Here is a 16,144-nt window from a genome sequence, read left to right on the forward strand (position 1 = left end):
GCGTCAATTCCCGTGCCAGGGATGTCTAATCGAGTTGATTATTTTCCTTGTAAGCCTTGCTCTTAATCAGTAGCAGGTTAAGAATAGCGATATGATCCTCCGAGGAGACGATGGAATCGAAGGTTGAATCGACCTCGCAATAATACATAAAATCATCGATCCTGTCGGCCGGAATACCCATCCGACTGACAAAGATGCTGTCCGGATAATATTTTCGTACTTCCTGGGTCAGGAGGTATTTTCTGTCCCGGGCCACCCTTTTTTTAAGCATTTTGGTTCTCCCGGTGATCATATTGATCAGCGGGTTGAACGGTATGGCGGTGATCATACCCAGTTGAAAAGGGCCGATTGATGCTTCTTTCAGCAGGCGTTCACTCTGCATCATTGGTTTCACATTGGCATTTGGAAGCCCAAGGGTAGAGGCGGTCACCACCGGATCTGTTTTCATGTTCTGCATATCCCTGATCAGGTCCCCTGAAAGGTTATACGGACGCACCACCACCTCATCGAGTTCATTGACGAACTCTTCCAGGTTCACATAGACGAACCTGCTTTCCAGGACAGAAGCAGAGATCACCAGGCTTTTGCGCTGATACTGCACAGCCGAAAAAAGCAGGGTATCCCCCGGAGAGGCCTCTACGGAAAAAAAACCCTCCTCATCGGAGATGGTCGCCCGCCCGGCAGAGGTATTCATGATATGTACATCCGGAACCCCCTTGTTTTCGAACCGGATCTGACCTCTGAGCTGGGTGTTGAAGAGGGACTGTCCGCACATGGCCTGACAGATCAGAAAAACCGAAATACAGAGCCAGCTAGTCTTCCACATTGAGGCCTTTTCTGAATTCCTTGCTCTGGTTCACCAAAAAGTCGATCAGTTGAAATTCATTGTCCTTTCTCAAAAGGGACTGGGCGGGGAGATTGTTGTCGCAATAGACCAGGAAGGCATCGATCTGGTCCTGTGTAAGTTGAAGGTCGCGCACGAAGAAATCGTCGTCATACACCTGCCTCAGGACCTCGCTCACCTTCAGGGGGGCACGCTCTGCGGTCTCATCCTTATTTCCGGAGAGAAAAAGGGCCTTGAAGATATTCCGGAAGTTGAGTCCGTCCCTCATTTGCACCCCACTGGGGTCCATGGCGATGTTTCTGAACTCGGAGGTCGCATCCGTTTCGTAGACATATTCCTTGAATTCTTCATTCTGAAGCTGCAGGAACTTCTTCTGGTTCTCGGGACTGACGGTTACCTCATCAAGCTCCGTGACCTTTTCATTCACCTCTACCACCAGGCGATTTTTCTGAAGAATCTCCGGCGTGATCTTCAGGATCTCGATCTGGTAGTTCACAGCCGTAAAGACCAATTCATCCCCTTCCCTGACGTTGATCAGGAATTCTCCTTTGTCATTGGTGATAGTGGCCCGTTCGGCCGTGGTGTTGATCACGTTCTCATTGGGCACGGGCACATTGCGGTATAACACTTGTCCGCGCAGGGGTCTGCGGTCTTCGTTCTGTGAAAATCCGAAGGACAGGAAGAGAAGTGCGGGTAATAGGATCAGATATTTTTTCATGGTGTTAAGGGTGATAGAGATGCCGCGCTGGAATTAACCAGCAACGCCGTTACCTCTGCGGAGATAAAGAAATAAGAAGTTGAGATCAAAAAAAAATTAAACGTCCTAAAACTTATGTTAAAAAGGGGATCTACCTCCAAAGGAAGAACGATCTCAAGTTAAAATTTACGAAAATTTCCGGGGAGTTCCACAAAGTCGGACAACCAGGGTGGTTTACCCCAAAAATCGGTATTTCGGGGTAATTCTTTAGCCCGAGTCCGAGATAGTTCTACATTTGTATTTGCCTTTTTTCTGAGAGAACGCATATGAAAATGAAATTCAGACATGTCCTTTGCGGGATTATAACCCTTTTATGGATAGGGGCTTATTCCCAGATCAAGATCGGGGATAATCCTCAAAATATCGACCCGGCCTCCATCCTAGAATTGGAAAGCACCACCAGGGCCTTCGTCATCAATAGGGTCACCACAACCCAGATGAATGCCATTATACCCATTGAGGGTGCTATGGTCTATAATACGGATATTCAGTGCCTGCACTATTACGACGGGGAGAATTGGCTCAATCTATGCGAGGCCCTGGGATTGACCATCACGAACAATCCAATTGTACATTTGGATACCACCATTGCAATTACCAGGACAGATAATAATTTCAACCTGGAGGTCAAATCCATAACCGGTCTGCAGATAAATGATAGAAGCATCACCAGAGAAGATATTGCCCTTAATACCATTTCCAATGGCAATATTCAAAATGCCACCATTCAAAACACCAAAATTGCGCCAGGGCCAAATAACACCCAACTGGTAACCAATAATGGTGGCAACGTGGTCTGGCTACCTAGAACCTCACCTATCGCTTTTGGAAAGGCAGATGCAGGAGCTGCCTTGAAATTGTTCGGGGCTACGTCCATAGGAGGTTCCGGCGGACTTTACACGGTTACGCTCTCAGCCGCCAGGCCTGATACAAACTACACTATCCAATTGACTGTTTCCGATGGGTATGTGATCACGGTGTTCAGTCAGGGGTTATCATCATTCATCGTACAGATAACTGATGTAGCCGGAGCTCTGGTTCCGGATGGGCAATGGTATTTTACTGTATTTGATTACTAAAATTGAAATACACGGTCTACATATTCATTTTTATTTTTAGTATCGCTTCATTCGGTCAAACTGCCCTGTATAATAGCGGGAACCTCAGGATCCATGAGGAAGGGAAGATCGGTTTCCATACAGACCTGATCAATGACGGACCTTTTGACGAGAACAGCGGACTTGCCGGATTTTACGGCTCCGAACCGATCACCGTCTCAGGGGCCCTCACCCCTGTACTGTTCGATGTGGAGATCTTTAACAACAGTGGGGTATTGCTCAATACCTCTCTGGCTATAACCAATAACACGGATTTTTTTCTCGGGGATTTTATTTCACCCAGAAATAACCCTTCCATTTCATACAGTTACCTACAGAATGCGTTTTCTACAGGGGCAAGTGACAATTCTAAAGTAGATGGATACACCTCCCTGAGCGGACAGCAGAACTTTGCTTTCCCGGTGGGCGATGGAGAGCAACTACGCCCGCTGATCCTTGACTCAAACTGGGTCAATAGCATGGCTCTTTGCGCCTATTTTTTCGAGGATCCCAACAACCCGTCCACATTTCCGGGTTTCAACACAGAAATAAAGCCCAGAGATATTTTTGGGGTCAGTAACATTGAGTTCTGGCGTCTGGAAGGCTCAGTGCTCTCCAGGGTCACCCTCAGCTGGAATGCGCGAAGCAACCTGGCCGGACTCACTTCGGACGTCAACAGTATTACCGTTATGGGATGGAGCAAGGCCTCATCACAGTGGGTGAACCTCGGTCGGGAAAGCCTGGCAGGTGACCTGGCTGAAGGGATCGTAAGATCGGCCCCATTTATTCCGGACGATTATGAGATCCTCACCTTCGGCAGTGCTGATGAACCGGAAGAATTACTGGCGCTGGAAGATTACTACCTCTCCCCTAACGGAGACGGCATCAACGACTTCCTGGAGATCCCGGAACTGGAACTGTCGCCTAACAACCGGTTGGAGATCTACGACCGCAGAGGATTAAAGGTCTTTCAAATGGACAATTACAGGGATGAGTTCAGGGGCATTTCCAATGTGGATAACATGGTCCTGAACCGGAATATAGGCTTGCCCGAAGGTCTTTACTTTTACATCATTTCCCTGGATGACCTGGGGCTCAATTTCCAGGGATTCCTCTTCCTGGAACGCTGATTGTAAGCTGTTCCCTACTCGCTGAACAGTCATATTTTTCGGTGATCTCCGCCGAATTTTCCATTCACCACAGCTTTTCATAGCTACACAACAATTATTCTGCCTGCAGGGGCTTCAGCGCTATTTTTATCAGACTTTAAAACAAGCGCTAAAGTTTTAAGATGAATACAAGATACCTATTTCCCTTTCTGATCTTTTTTATCGGGCACATGCTTTCTGCCCAGGTAAAGATCGGGCAGAATCCCAACCAAATCAACTCGGCCTCCATCATCGAGCTGGAAAGTACCACCAAGGCCTTTGTACTTACCCGTGTGACTACGGCTCAGATGCAAGCAATTAAGCCCCTGAGGGGAGCCCTCGTATACAACACCGAGGACGATTGCGTATTTTTTTATACCGGTTCTCAGTGGGCCGACCTCTGCAATGGGACCACCAATCGGGGGACATTCACTTTTGCCGATAACGGGAACGGTACATTTACGATCAATTATTCAGATGGCACTTCCTTTACCTCTTCGGATCTGACAGGACCTCAGGGGCCACAAGGACCTCAAGGGGATCCGGGACCACAAGGACCAATAGGACCGGTAGGACCTCAGGGACCCGCAGGGGCTGACGGTGCAGATGGCGCACAAGGACCACAAGGGGATCCCGGTCCGCAGGGACCCCAAGGAATACAAGGAGATCCGGGGCCGCAGGGACCGCAAGGAATACAGGGAGATCCGGGGCCACAAGGTCCAGCAGGGGCTGACGGAGCAGACGGTGCTCAGGGACCACAGGGAGATCCCGGTCCGCAGGGACCGCAAGGAATTCAAGGAGATCCAGGACCGCAAGGACCAATAGGACCAGTAGGACCTCAGGGACCCGCAGGGCCACAAGGACCCGCAGGAGCGGATGGTGCTGATGGTGCTCAGGGACCACAGGGACTAGTTGGACCAGTAGGACCTCAGGGACCCGCCGGAGCTGACGGTGCAGACGGAGCAGACGGTGCCCAGGGACCGCAGGGAGATCCCGGACCACAGGGACCAATAGGACCGGTAGGACCTCAGGGACCCACAGGGGCTGACGGTGCAGATGGCGCACAAGGACCACAAGGGGATCCCGGTCCGCAGGGACCACAAGGAATACAAGGAGATCCCGGACCACAGGGAGATCCCGGACCACAAGGGCCACAAGGAATACAAGGAGACCCAGGACCGCAAGGACCAATAGGACCCGCAGGGGCTGACGGAGCAGACGGTGCTCAAGGACCTCAAGGACCTCAAGGAATACAGGGAGATCCGGGGCCGCAGGGACCGCAAGGAATACAAGGAGATCCCGGTCCACAGGGACCAATAGGACCGGTAGGACCTCAGGGACCCGCAGGGGCTGACGGTGCAGATGGAGCACAAGGACCACAAGGGGATCCCGGACCACAAGGACCAGTTGGACCCGCAGGACCGCAAGGACCCGCAGGAGCGGATGGCGCTGACGGTGCCCAGGGCCCGCAGGGAGATCCCGGACCACAAGGACCAGTTGGACCAGCAGGACCGCAAGGACCCGCGGGGGCTGACGGTGCAGACGGAGCAGATGGTGCTCAGGGACCGCAGGGAGATCCTGGACCGCAAGGGCCACAAGGACCCGCAGGAGCTGACGGTGCAGACGGAGCAGATGGTGCTCAGGGACCGCAGGGAGATCCCGGACCACAAGGACCAGTTGGACCAGCAGGACCGCAAGGACCCGCGGGGGCTGACGGTGCAGACGGTGCCCAGGGACCTCAAGGGGATCCTGGTCCGCAGGGACCCGCAGGAGCTGACGGTGCTCAGGGACCTCAAGGGGATCCCGGACCACAAGGACCGCAAGGAATACAAGGAGATCCGGGGCCACAGGGACCAATAGGACCGGTAGGACCACAAGGACCAGCAGGGGCTGACGGTGCAGACGGCGCTCAGGGACCACAAGGAATACAGGGAGATCCTGGTCCGCAGGGACCGATAGGACCAGCAGGACCACAAGGACCTGCAGGAGCGAACGGTGCAGATGGTGCTCAGGGACCACAGGGAGATCCCGGACCACAAGGACCAATAGGACCGGTAGGACCTCAGGGACCCGCAGGGGCTGACGGGGCTGACGGCGCTCAGGGACCACAAGGAATACAGGGAGATCCTGGTCCGCAGGGACCGATAGGACCAGCAGGACCACAAGGACCAGCAGGTGCTGACGGTGCAGACGGTGCCCAGGGACCACAGGGAGATCCCGGACCACAAGGACCACAAGGAATACAGGGAGATCCAGGTCCACAAGGACCGATAGGACCTGTAGGACCTCAGGGACCCGCAGGAGCTGACGGCGCAAACGGTGCCCAGGGACCACAAGGAATACAAGGAGATCCCGGGCCACAGGGACCAGTTGGACCGGTAGGACCACAAGGTCCAGCAGGGGCTGACGGTGCAGACGGTGCTCAGGGACCTCAAGGAGATCCCGGTCCACAAGGACCGATAGGACCAGCAGGGCCACAAGGACCCGCAGGAGCTGACGGCGCAGACGGTGCTCAGGGACCTCAAGGAGATCCCGGTCCGCAGGGACCGCAAGGAATACAAGGAGATCCCGGGCCACAGGGACCAGTTGGACCAGCAGGACCACAAGGTCCAGCAGGGGCTGACGGAGCAGACGGTGCCCAGGGACCGCAGGGAGATCCGGGTCCGCAAGGGCCACAAGGAATACAAGGTGACCCGGGACCGCAAGGACCTGCCGGGGCTGACGGTGCTCAGGGACCTCAAGGGGATCCGGGACCGCAAGGACCAATAGGACCGGTAGGACCTCAGGGACCCACAGGGGCTGACGGTGCAGATGGCGCACAAGGACCACAAGGGGATCCTGGACCACAAGGACCGCAAGGAATACAAGGAGATCCCGGGCCACAGGGACCAATAGGACCGGTAGGGCCACAAGGACCAGCAGGGGCTGATGGAGCTCAGGGACCACAAGGAGATCCGGGACCGCAAGGAGATCCGGGACCGCAAGGACCACAAGGAATACAGGGAGATCTCGGACCGCAAGGACCGATTGGACCCGTAGGGCCCCAAGGACCCGCAGGAGCTGACGGTGCTGACGGTGCTGACGGCGCTGATGGTGCTCAGGGACCCCAGGGAGATCCGGGACCGCAGGGACCTGTTGGGCCCCAAGGACCAGCCGGACCTCAGGGACCTCAGGGGGATCCTGCAACAAATATCACGACCAACCTGTCACAGAATACATCTACAGGAGTGATTACTTATGTAAACGAGGATTCAACCTCCCAGACTGCCAATGTTGTGGGCTCAGAAGCCAACAACAGTATCTCAACAGGAGCCAATGGAGGTGCGTTCTATGAGAGCCCGATCAAGGCATTTGGGAAAATCGATTCCAATGGTTCTGTGATAAGAGCTACTTCAGGTATCACCGTAACAAAGCTATCAGGGAACGGGCACTACAGGGTGAATTTACCCGCCGGCCTCGTTTCTGATGCAGATTACATCATTCAGCTCACTCAACCCGGTCGTGGAGGCGCAGGAAATGACGATCCGGGAATTGCCTATGAAAATCAAACCTCGACAAATTTTGAGGTGATCATTGGCGACAATGATAATGGTGGAACGAATCGATCCCGATATAATTCGGAATTCATGTTCATCGTGTTGGACTTATAAGGAATCTATGATCAGAAACCTGATATACGCAGTCACCTTTTTGACCTGTTTGAGCCTGAATGCTCAAATAGACCCGGGCCTGTTATTGGGACTCATCAATGCTACAACAGTTGAGATGAATACGATAACCGGAGCTGAAAGAGGTGCGGTGTTGTACAATACCACGGAAGGAAGGATGTATGTTTTTAACGGTGCTTCATGGGAAAGGGCTGATCCCGGTAGCACGGATGATCAGACCCTACAGGAAGCCCTGGCCTCCGGGAACGACGCCGGAAGTCAGAGAATAATAAATCTCGGCAATCCAACGGGGTCTCAGGATGCTACAAACAAATCCTATGTAGATAATTTACCCCGTGTCTATGTAGGCGCTTTCCAGATAAACGGCACAGGCAACCTGACTATTTCGGGATTGCCTTTCCAACCCACCAGCATTACCTTTTCGGCCCATGCCAATGTGGACGATTTCAATCTCGATGCCGACAATGGGATCCGGAACAATGAACGTGGACTGGAAAACTCTTTTGGATCCATGAATGGTTTCGCCCGTGATAACGGAAGCAGCATTGCACACCAAGTGATTTATGTTGGGGGACACGGAAATTCCATTAATGATATATCTAGATACGCCTCCAGTTCGCACTGCATAGGGATTCGATATGGGAACCAGAACGGGGACAACCTCGGCCTAACTACCGCCAGGATTACTCAGTTCAACCCTGATGGATTTACGGTGAATACAGATAATTATACAGATGCTTTATTGATAATGTATACAGCTTATCGATAGAAGAGAATCTCACACAAAAGATGAATTATCGCCTTATCATATTAGCACTTCTATTTTTCGGGAACATCCGAGCCCAGGATTCTGTACATAATTTTGGTGCGATACAGATACACAACAACGCCGAGGTCGGCTTCCATCTCGACCTGGTCAATGACGGGAGCTTTGAACAGACAACCGGACTGGTTGGTTTCTACGGCAATGATGTGCCCCTGACCATCTCCGGAGCCTTTGCCCCTACCCTTTACGATACCGAAATTGACGTACCCGCCGGTCTGAACCTTCAAACTACCGTCAATGTCAACAACAATGTAAACCTGGTGACCGGTGATATCCGCACTGCCAAGTCAGGAACAGCGGTCTATTCCAACTTTCTGGACGACGCCTTTTACATAGGGGAAAGCAGCGCCTCCAAGATCGATGGGTATGGGGGGATGACCAATAAGTCGACTTTCGTATTCCCCGTCGGCAATGAGGAACGACTCCGGCCCCTGACGATCGAATCTGTAGCGATCAACGCCATGGCCAAGTGCGCCTATTTCTTCGAAGATCCCAATGACTCCAAAACACTCAACCAGTCATTCCTGACCAACCGAAAAGCTACCGACTTTATCTCTGTCAGTGACAGGGAATTCTGGCGTCTGGAAAGCGATGTGCCCTCTCGGGTAACCCTTACCTGGGACATGCACAGCAATGTGCGTTCACTGGGGGAATACCTCAGCGATATCAAAGTCGTGGGATGGAGCAAAGCAGAGAACCAGTGGGTAAACCTGGGGAATTCTGCCGTGGAAGGCGGGATGGCTTACGGCTCAGTAACCTCCGAGGAATTCGTGCCCAGCGACTACGAGATCCTGACCCTTGGCGGAAATGACGATCGTCTGGAAACCTATGACACCGTGGATCTGGACAACTACTTTATGACCCCCAATGGGGATGGCACCAACGACATGCTGGAGCTGGAAGGCATTGCAGAATCCCCAAACAACCTCCTGGAGATCTTTGATCGCTACGGTGTACTGGTGTATTCCAAGGCTAACTACCGGAACGATTTCAACGGGCAATCGAACAGGGAATCGGCTATTCAACGGGGCAGAGGCCTGGCTTCCGGGATCTATTTTTATATTCTGACCATGCACGACCTCCGGCAGAAACACCAGGGCTATCTCTACATTTCCAACTAGGCCTGAAACCTGACCAAAATAAAATACGGATTTGACTTAATACCTTCGAACCGGGAGGTCAAAACTGTTGAAATTGTATTAATTTAGAGTCCAATAACCGGGAAGGTGTTCATTTCTTCCCTAAAAGCATTCCGAATCCATGGGAAAAATCCGATCCTATTATACAACCGGGCTTTGTTTCATTGTTCTCTTCTCCGGCCTCACCGCAGTTTTTGCACAGGATGAAAAATATTCCATAGAAGAATTGATGGGCAAGGCCGATATCGAACTCTTCGGGAAGGATGTCAACCTGCGGAAGGAAGCTTATGACGCCTTTATGGAGATGAAAAAAGCAGCCTATCAGGATGGGATCGATATTCAGATCGTATCCAGTTTCCGAAGCTTCGACCGCCAACTCGCCATCTTCGAGCGGAAGTATTTGCAATTTACGGAGGACGACGGTATGGAACCCCTGGAAGCCATAGACAAGATCATCGAGTATTCCACCATCCCGGGTACCAGCAGACACCACTGGGGTACGGATATCGATATCATTGACGGGAGTAAACCTACCGAAGGCGATGTACTGGTGCCTTCGAAATTTGAAGAAGGCGGCCCATTTGCCGATCTGAAAGCCTGGATGGACATAAATGCCAATAAATATGGTTTTTATCTGGTGTACACCAAAGAACCGAAACGCAGGGGTTTTAAATACGAGCCCTGGCACTACAGCTATGCCCCCCTCTCCGTTCCCATGCTGGAAGTATTTCGAAAGAAGAATATTTTGCAGCTCCTCGTGGAAGAGGACTTTTTGGGAAGTGAGTACCTGACCACCGGTTTCATCAAAACCTATATCAGGGACAATATTCTGGACATCAATCAGACCCTCCTCTAAAATTTACTTTGCAACAACGCCGGTATGAGAAGAGCGAATTGGAAACTTCGGATATTTATCGGCCTGGTCATCGTGGCCTTTGCCATGGTACAGCGTTGTAGCAACAAGGAAAAGAACCCGTATACGGGCAGGGTACAGCATATCAATATGACCGCAGACCAGGAGATCGCTATCGGCCTCCAAAGTACGCCCCAGATCGCACAGCAGTACGGCGGACTCTACCCCGATAATCGCATGCAGGCCTATTTGGACGCCGTGGGAGACAAACTGGTGGAGAACAGTATTGCACGGGAAACCCCTTATGAATACGAATTCCACTTGTTGGCAGATGAAAATACCATCAATGCCTTTGCCCTTCCGGGGGGACAGATCTTCATCACCTACGCCCTTTTCTCAAAACTCAATGAAGCACAACTCGCAGGAGTTCTGGGCCACGAGATTGGACACGTGATAGGGAGGCACTCCGCAGAAAGAATTGCCGAAAGCAGCTACTGGCAAACCATCAGCATGGGAGCTCAGGTGGGTGCTGATGCAGGGAATATCGTCGGTGCCATCGGGCAGAATACCCTTTTGAAGAATGGAAGGGGCGATGAGCTTGAAAGCGATGACCTGGGCGTGCGATTTATGATCAGATCGGGGTATAATCCCGAAGAAATGATAGAGGTCATGAAGATCCTTAAACAGGCCGCAGGACCCAACCGGGTTCCCGAATTCCAGAGTACCCATCCTGACCCCGACAACCGGATCGAAAGGATACGGGAATCTATCGAAAAGTACCGAGGCGGATAATTCGCATAAATCATCCTTCAAAATTAGGTTCATGTCCTTTTTTTTCTATCTTTGAAATTCTCCCAAGTCAAATGTTGCCCCCGATTTAACCCTTATAGCTTGTAGAACACTAAGACTATATGGGAACACTTACGCACTTTAAGAATCTATACCTGCAGGCCTTCGATGATTGCAAACCGGAATATGTGGTCTTATTGCTAAAAGCCTATTCCGCTTTTTGCGCGATTATGCTTATGATGGCATTCTACGCATTTTTCTACAGGGCTTTTACAGGTTTCGAATTCTAGGACCCTTTTACGAGAACACCAGGTGTTATAGAACGTTTCAGGACCCCGGCATAAGCCCGGGGCTTTCCTGATATTTACCTCCACCACCAATTCCCGGAACACCTTTTGTATTTTTAGAAAAAGCAGGTCTTAAAGTGGTATAGCCCATTTAATCGTGCTATTTTTGAGGGTTCTATCGAATTACATCTACGCAAATGCATAAGAAAGTCATCTTGATGATCCTTGACGGATGGGGCAAATCACCCGATCCCAAGGTATCCGCCATAGAGCAGGCTGATATCCCTTTTGTCAGATCCCTTTATAAAAAGTATCCCAATAGCAACCTGCTCACCGATGGGATGAATGTGGGCCTGCCAGAAGGGCAAATGGGCAACAGCGAAGTCGGTCATATGAATCTGGGCGCCGGAAGAATTGTGTACCAGGACCTCGCCAAGATCAACAAGGCCGTACGGGAGAATACCATGAAGGACGAGCCCGTGATCAGGGAAGCTTTTACCTATGCCCGGGAAAATGACAAGAATGTCCACCTCCTTGGGCTGGTGAGCGATGGAGGTGTCCACAGCCACATCGATCACCTCAAAGGACTGATCACGGCAGCTGAGGAATTTGGCCTCAGCAGGGTATTCGTTCACGCCTTTACCGATGGAAGGGACGTGGATCCGAAAAGCGGCAAAGGATTCTTACAAGACCTCAACACTTTTTGCAAGGATAAAAAGGCGAAGCTGGCCAGCGTGATCGGCAGGTATTACGCCATGGACAGGGACAAGCGTTGGGAAAGGATCAAGCTTGCCTATGACCTGATCGTAAAGGGAACAGGGGAAAAAACCACCGATGTGCCCGCCACCATACAAAAGAGTTACGACCAGGGGGTCACCGATGAATTCCTGAAACCCATTGTAGCAACGGGAGATGACGGCCAGCTCCTCACCACCCTGAAGGAAGATGATGTCGTGATCTTCTTCAATTTCAGGACAGACAGGGGAAGGGAACTCACCGAGGTCCTTTCACAGAAAGATCATCCTGAACAGGACATGAAGGCCCTGAAGCTGTACTACGTCACTATGACTAATTACGACGACACCTTTAAAAATATCAGGGTGGTGTACGACAAGGAGAACCTTCAGGAAACCCTGGGCGAAGTGCTTGCCAAAGCCGGAAAAAAACAGATTCGCATTGCTGAGACGGAAAAATATCCTCATGTTACCTTCTTCTTTAACGGAGGGCGGGAAGAACCTTTTGAAGGGGAAAAACGGCTCCTTTGCCCTTCCCCTAAAGTAGCCACCTACGACCTACAGCCCGAAATGAGCGCGTATGAGGTGCGGGATGCCATCATTGCGGAATTGAGGAAGGAGGAGGCTGATTTTGTGTGCCTGAATTTTGCAAATCCGGACATGGTGGGCCATACAGGAATCATGGAAGCAGCCATCAAGGCCGTTGAAACCGTGGATAAATGCGCAGAGGCAGTAGTCAGCGAAGGGTTGAAACACGGGTATAGTACTCTGATCATCGCGGACCACGGGAACTGTGATACCATGATCAACCCCGATGGCAGCCCAAACACGGCCCATACCACCAATCCCGTTCCTCTGATAGTGGTAGACCAAGACATCAAAGCCGTAAAAGATGGGGTACTCGGTGATATCGCCCCCACCATCCTCCATATGATGGGGATTGAACAACCTGCGGCCATGACCCGAAAATCTCTTGTATAACACTCTCCAGAAAATTCATATATGATACAGGTCAAGACGGCGGAAGAAATCGAATTGATGCGCGAGAGTGCGCTGATCGTCTCCAAAACACTGGGGATGCTGGCCGGAGAGATCAAACCCGGGGTTACAGGCCTGTACCTGGATAAGCTCGCAGAGGAATTTATCAGGGACCATGGGGCAGAACCCGGCTTTTTGGGGATGTACGACTTCCCCAACACCCTTAACCTCAGCCCGAATGCCCAGGTAGTACACGGCATCCCGAACGATACACCTCTGGAGGAAGGGGATATCCTCTCTGTGGATTGCGGTTCCCTAAAAAATGGATTTTACGGGGACCACGCCTATACCTTCGAAGTGGGGGAAGTGGACGAAGAGGTCCGGAAATTGCTCAGGGTGACTAAGGAATCCCTTTACAAGGGAATTGAACAATTCAGGATCGGTAACCGGGTCGGGGATGTGGCCTACGCCATACAGCAACACTGCGAGGCGGAGGGCTACGGAATCGTCCGGGAACTGGTAGGACACGGTTTAGGAAAGAAACTCCACGAGGCTCCGGAAATACCCAACTACGGAAAGCGCGGCAGGGGAAAGAAGTTCGTGGAAGGCATGGTGATAGCCATTGAACCCATGGTTAACATGGGTACCCGAAGGATCAAACAACTGAGGGACGGATGGACGATCCTGACGGCAGACGGAAAGCCCAGTGCTCATTTCGAGCACGATGTGGCCCTGGTCAATGGACGGCCGGAGCTCCTTTCTACCTTTCAATATATATACGAAGCCCTGGGGATCCAGAGTGAAGAGGAAGAACCCTTCCGGGCGACCAAACTTCAAGGCTAATCCAGGAGGGTGAAAAAGGTCTTTACGCTCATACTGAAGTTATTTCCCCGTCCCCTGCTCATACGCATGAGTTATGCGGCCAGACCCCTGCTTTCTATCTTTCTCAAAGGAAAGACCTATACGGATCCCATTGATGGAAGGAGCTTCAGGAAATTCCTTCCGTACGGGTATGAAAACCCGCGTGATAACGTACTCTCCCCCTCTACCCTCTCCCTGGAAAGGCACAGGCTCCTTTGGCTGTACCTTGTTCGGGAAACTGACTTATTCAAAACCGCGTACAGTGTCCTGCATTTTGCCCCTGAACAGGCATTTTACAAGCGTTTTAGAAGGCTTCAGCATTTAAAATACACCACTACGGACCTCCATTCCCCACTCGCCGACGTAAAGGCGGACATTTGTGACCTCCCCTTTGATGATGGGAGTTTTGACGTCATCCTTTGCAACCATGTCCTGGAACATATACCGGATGATAAAAAGGCCATGTCGGAATTGTACAGGGTCATGAAAAAGGGGGGGTGGGGTATTTTCCAGATCCCACAGGATCTCAGCCGGGAGACAACCTTTGAGGACGACAGTATCACGGACAGGAAGAAAAGGGCAGAGATCTTTGGGCAGTACGACCATGTCCGCATCTACGGACGGGATTATTTCAAAAAACTGGAAGACGCAGGTTTTGCTGTGGAACCTGTTGCCTATGCATCCAAATTACCTACTGCAGAAGTTGAAAAATTCCGGCTTTACAGGGACGAAGTGATCCCCCTGGTTCGCAAACCCTGATCATTCCCTCACCTTCGCCCTGAATCCGGGGGTAAAGAATTCACTGACCTCCCCTTCCTCGTTGAGATAGATGATGTAGGCCTCCAGGGTTTTATCCTTTTCGAGGTACTGTATGGAAGACTCCAAATCCATGGCCATGAAAGCAGTGGCAAAAGCGTCGGCTATGGCACAGGAAGGACCTATCACGCTGGCAGAGAGCACATTCGAACTTTTTGTAAAACCAGTTTTTGGGTCGATTGTATGCACGTATTTCTCCCCTGTACCGGGATCGATCCGAAATTTCCGATAATTCCCGGATGAGGCCAGGGCCTCATTCTCCAGAAATAGGGTGAGCTTAAGCCTTCGCCCTACCTCCACCTGTGGATCATCGATGCCTACGACCCAGGGCTGGCCCTTGAGCGTGTTGGTCCCCCTGGCCACGATCTCTCCTCCCACTTCCACCAGGTAATTCTCAATCCCGTGGCTGTCTAGCATTACCGCCAGACGGTCTATGGCGTATCCCTTGGCGATCGCATTGAAATCGATTTGCATCTCCGGATACGCTTTGCGGATGCGGTTGTCCGGGGTCAGGGTGATCTTATCCAGGCCCACGTAGGTCATCAGTTCCGCAATTTGAAGGCTGTCTGTAATCCCCCCCTCTGAAGGTCCGAACCCCCAGGCATTGACCAGTATGCCCACGGTGGGATCGAAATACCCATCGGTCTTCCCATACACCTCCCGTGAGAGGTCGAGTACCTCCCTGAACATAGCATCCACTGTGACGGAGGTATCCCCCCTGTTGATCCTGGAAATGTCAGATTCCGGGATATAGGTAGACATGGACCGGTTGACCACCCTGAAAACGGAATCTATATTTTCCTGCAAATCCAGGGAATCAACCGTTAGATAGATAATGGAGTAAGTAGTCCCCAAAGCTTCACCCAGGGCGAGGTTTTTAGTATCTTCCTTTCCGGGCTCACAGGAAGAGGCCAGGCTGACCACCAGGATGATCAGTACGGCTACAACAGAATTAAATTTCAATAAGGCCTTCATAGTGTACCAGATATTCTTGATTGAGCAGGACGGGCTTGTTACGGTCTGAGGCATTCGAAATGCCCACCCCTGCGTAATAGGTCCGTGCCTCAAACTTCAGAGCGTGTTCCTTAACTTTCTCCATAAGGGCTTTATCGTAATTTACGGGATCCTCCGGATAGGGGATATTCCTGACCACGATAAAGTGGAGTTCCTTGTTCTTAAGACAGACGAATTGGGGGTTCTTCCTGAGTTTGCTATTGATCCCCATGAACTCGAAACCATCGGCCTCGAGTTCTTTCCCGACAATGTTCATTGCCAGGTTGTGCAATTCTTGTTCCGTGAGTTCCTTCATTTTAACAGGATAAAAAAACCGATATACTGGGATATCGG

At 51.4% G+C, this 16,144-nt stretch carries 16 protein-coding genes; 11 read left to right on the forward strand and 5 right to left on the reverse strand.

Annotation, left to right across the window (positions count from 1 at the left end; all coding sequences use genetic code 11):
• Positions 1-25: 25 nt before the first annotated feature.
• Complete coding sequence (locus GWK09_RS02045; RefSeq protein ID WP_163691345.1) at positions 26-826, reverse strand: carboxypeptidase-like regulatory domain-containing protein; 801 nt, start codon at positions 824-826, stop codon at positions 26-28.
• The gene (locus GWK09_RS02050; protein WP_163691346.1) at positions 813-1,562 is read right to left on the reverse strand and encodes a carboxypeptidase-like regulatory domain-containing protein; all 750 of its coding nucleotides are present in this window, start codon (positions 1,560-1,562) and stop codon (positions 813-815) included. Before GWK09_RS02050 ends, GWK09_RS02045 begins: the two co-directional genes overlap by 14 nt.
• Positions 1,563-1,873: 311 nt before the next feature.
• Between GWK09_RS02050 and GWK09_RS02055 the strand changes: the two genes are divergently transcribed.
• Together GWK09_RS02055 and GWK09_RS02060 are read left to right on the forward strand one after the other, a co-directional pair.
• Positions 1,874-2,680 (forward strand): hypothetical protein, encoded by an 807-nt coding sequence (locus GWK09_RS02055; RefSeq protein WP_163691347.1) that lies wholly within the window; start codon positions 1,874-1,876, stop codon positions 2,678-2,680.
• Between the two features lie 2 nt (positions 2,681-2,682).
• Positions 2,683-3,828, forward strand: a complete 1,146-nt coding sequence (locus tag GWK09_RS02060; protein ID WP_163691348.1) for a gliding motility-associated C-terminal domain-containing protein — start codon at positions 2,683-2,685, stop codon at positions 3,826-3,828.
• Positions 3,829-4,335: 507 nt separating this feature from the next.
• On the opposite strand, the gene GWK09_RS15000 is transcribed toward GWK09_RS02060, so the two are convergent.
• A complete protein-coding gene (locus tag GWK09_RS15000) occupies positions 4,336-7,035 on the reverse strand; it encodes a hypothetical protein (protein WP_239530547.1) in 2,700 nt (899 codons plus the stop codon).
• Between the two features lie 38 nt (positions 7,036-7,073).
• Between GWK09_RS15000 and GWK09_RS14915 the strand changes: the two genes are divergently transcribed.
• From GWK09_RS14915 to GWK09_RS02100, 9 genes are all read left to right on the forward strand, one after another.
• Positions 7,074-7,496 (forward strand): hypothetical protein, encoded by a 423-nt coding sequence (locus tag GWK09_RS14915; RefSeq protein WP_239530548.1) that lies wholly within the window; start codon positions 7,074-7,076, stop codon positions 7,494-7,496.
• 7 nt (positions 7,497-7,503) lie between these two features.
• A complete protein-coding gene (locus tag GWK09_RS02070) occupies positions 7,504-8,283 on the forward strand; it encodes a hypothetical protein (RefSeq protein WP_163691349.1) in 780 nt (259 codons plus the stop codon).
• Between the two features lie 20 nt (positions 8,284-8,303).
• Entirely contained in the window at positions 8,304-9,461 is a 1,158-nt protein-coding gene (locus tag GWK09_RS02075; RefSeq protein ID WP_163691350.1) for a gliding motility-associated C-terminal domain-containing protein, read from the forward strand.
• 139 nt (positions 9,462-9,600) lie between these two features.
• Positions 9,601-10,335: a M15 family metallopeptidase gene (locus GWK09_RS02080; protein WP_163691351.1), complete on the forward strand. Its 735-nt coding sequence runs from the start codon at positions 9,601-9,603 to the stop codon at positions 10,333-10,335.
• A 24-nt stretch (positions 10,336-10,359) separates the two neighbouring features.
• Positions 10,360-11,124 carry a M48 family metalloprotease gene (locus GWK09_RS02085; RefSeq protein WP_163691352.1) on the forward strand — a complete coding sequence of 255 codons (765 nt, stop codon included), beginning with the start codon at positions 10,360-10,362 and terminating at the stop codon, positions 11,122-11,124.
• Between the two features lie 119 nt (positions 11,125-11,243).
• Entirely contained in the window at positions 11,244-11,411 is a 168-nt protein-coding gene (locus tag GWK09_RS14920) for a DUF6747 family protein (protein WP_204260346.1), read from the forward strand.
• A gap of 194 nt (positions 11,412-11,605) precedes the next feature.
• Positions 11,606-13,123, forward strand: coding sequence for a 2,3-bisphosphoglycerate-independent phosphoglycerate mutase (gene gpmI, locus GWK09_RS02090; RefSeq protein ID WP_163691353.1), 1,518 nt, complete (start codon positions 11,606-11,608; stop codon positions 13,121-13,123).
• A gap of 21 nt (positions 13,124-13,144) precedes the next feature.
• Positions 13,145-13,963: a type I methionyl aminopeptidase gene (gene map / locus GWK09_RS02095; RefSeq protein WP_163691354.1), complete on the forward strand. Its 819-nt coding sequence runs from the start codon at positions 13,145-13,147 to the stop codon at positions 13,961-13,963.
• Positions 13,964-13,972: 9 nt separating this feature from the next.
• On the forward strand, positions 13,973-14,740 hold the full coding sequence (locus tag GWK09_RS02100) for a class I SAM-dependent methyltransferase (RefSeq protein WP_163691355.1): 768 nt from the start codon (positions 13,973-13,975) through the stop codon (positions 14,738-14,740).
• Here GWK09_RS02100 and GWK09_RS02105 read toward each other — a convergent pair whose 3' ends face one another.
• A complete protein-coding gene (locus tag GWK09_RS02105) occupies positions 14,741-15,772 on the reverse strand; it encodes an FAD:protein FMN transferase (RefSeq protein ID WP_163691356.1) in 1,032 nt (343 codons plus the stop codon).
• Complete coding sequence (locus GWK09_RS02110) at positions 15,750-16,106, reverse strand: Na(+)-translocating NADH-quinone reductase subunit F (protein WP_163691357.1); 357 nt, start codon at positions 16,104-16,106, stop codon at positions 15,750-15,752. The genes GWK09_RS02105 and GWK09_RS02110 overlap by 23 nt, the downstream gene beginning before the upstream one ends.
• Positions 16,107-16,144 lie beyond the last annotated feature (38 nt).

This window comes from Muriicola jejuensis, from assembly GCF_010671595.1.
Taxonomy (GTDB): domain Bacteria; phylum Bacteroidota; class Bacteroidia; order Flavobacteriales; family Flavobacteriaceae; genus Muriicola; species Muriicola jejuensis.

What these genes read in the sequence shown, in the direction of transcription:
- GWK09_RS02045 (WP_163691345.1), bottom strand. Translation starts at nt 826, where the DNA reads ATGTGGAAGACTAGCTGGCTCTGTATTTCGGTTTTTCTGATCTGTCAG.
- GWK09_RS02050 (WP_163691346.1), bottom strand. Translation starts at nt 1,562, where the DNA reads ATGAAAAAATATCTGATCCTATTACCCGCACTTCTCTTCCTGTCCTTC.
- GWK09_RS02055 (WP_163691347.1), top strand. Translation starts at nt 1,874, where the DNA reads ATGAAATTCAGACATGTCCTTTGCGGGATTATAACCCTTTTATGGATA.
- GWK09_RS02070 (WP_163691349.1), top strand. Translation starts at nt 7,504, where the DNA reads ATGATCAGAAACCTGATATACGCAGTCACCTTTTTGACCTGTTTGAGC.
- GWK09_RS02075 (WP_163691350.1), top strand. Translation starts at nt 8,304, where the DNA reads ATGAATTATCGCCTTATCATATTAGCACTTCTATTTTTCGGGAACATC.
- GWK09_RS02080 (WP_163691351.1), top strand. Translation starts at nt 9,601, where the DNA reads ATGGGAAAAATCCGATCCTATTATACAACCGGGCTTTGTTTCATTGTT.
- GWK09_RS02085 (WP_163691352.1), top strand. Translation starts at nt 10,360, where the DNA reads ATGAGAAGAGCGAATTGGAAACTTCGGATATTTATCGGCCTGGTCATC.
- GWK09_RS14920 (WP_204260346.1), top strand. Translation starts at nt 11,244, where the DNA reads ATGGGAACACTTACGCACTTTAAGAATCTATACCTGCAGGCCTTCGAT.
- gpmI (WP_163691353.1), top strand. Translation starts at nt 11,606, where the DNA reads ATGCATAAGAAAGTCATCTTGATGATCCTTGACGGATGGGGCAAATCA.
- map (WP_163691354.1), top strand. Translation starts at nt 13,145, where the DNA reads ATGATACAGGTCAAGACGGCGGAAGAAATCGAATTGATGCGCGAGAGT.
- GWK09_RS02105 (WP_163691356.1), bottom strand. Translation starts at nt 15,772, where the DNA reads ATGAAGGCCTTATTGAAATTTAATTCTGTTGTAGCCGTACTGATCATC.
- GWK09_RS02110 (WP_163691357.1), bottom strand. Translation starts at nt 16,106, where the DNA reads ATGAAGGAACTCACGGAACAAGAATTGCACAACCTGGCAATGAACATT.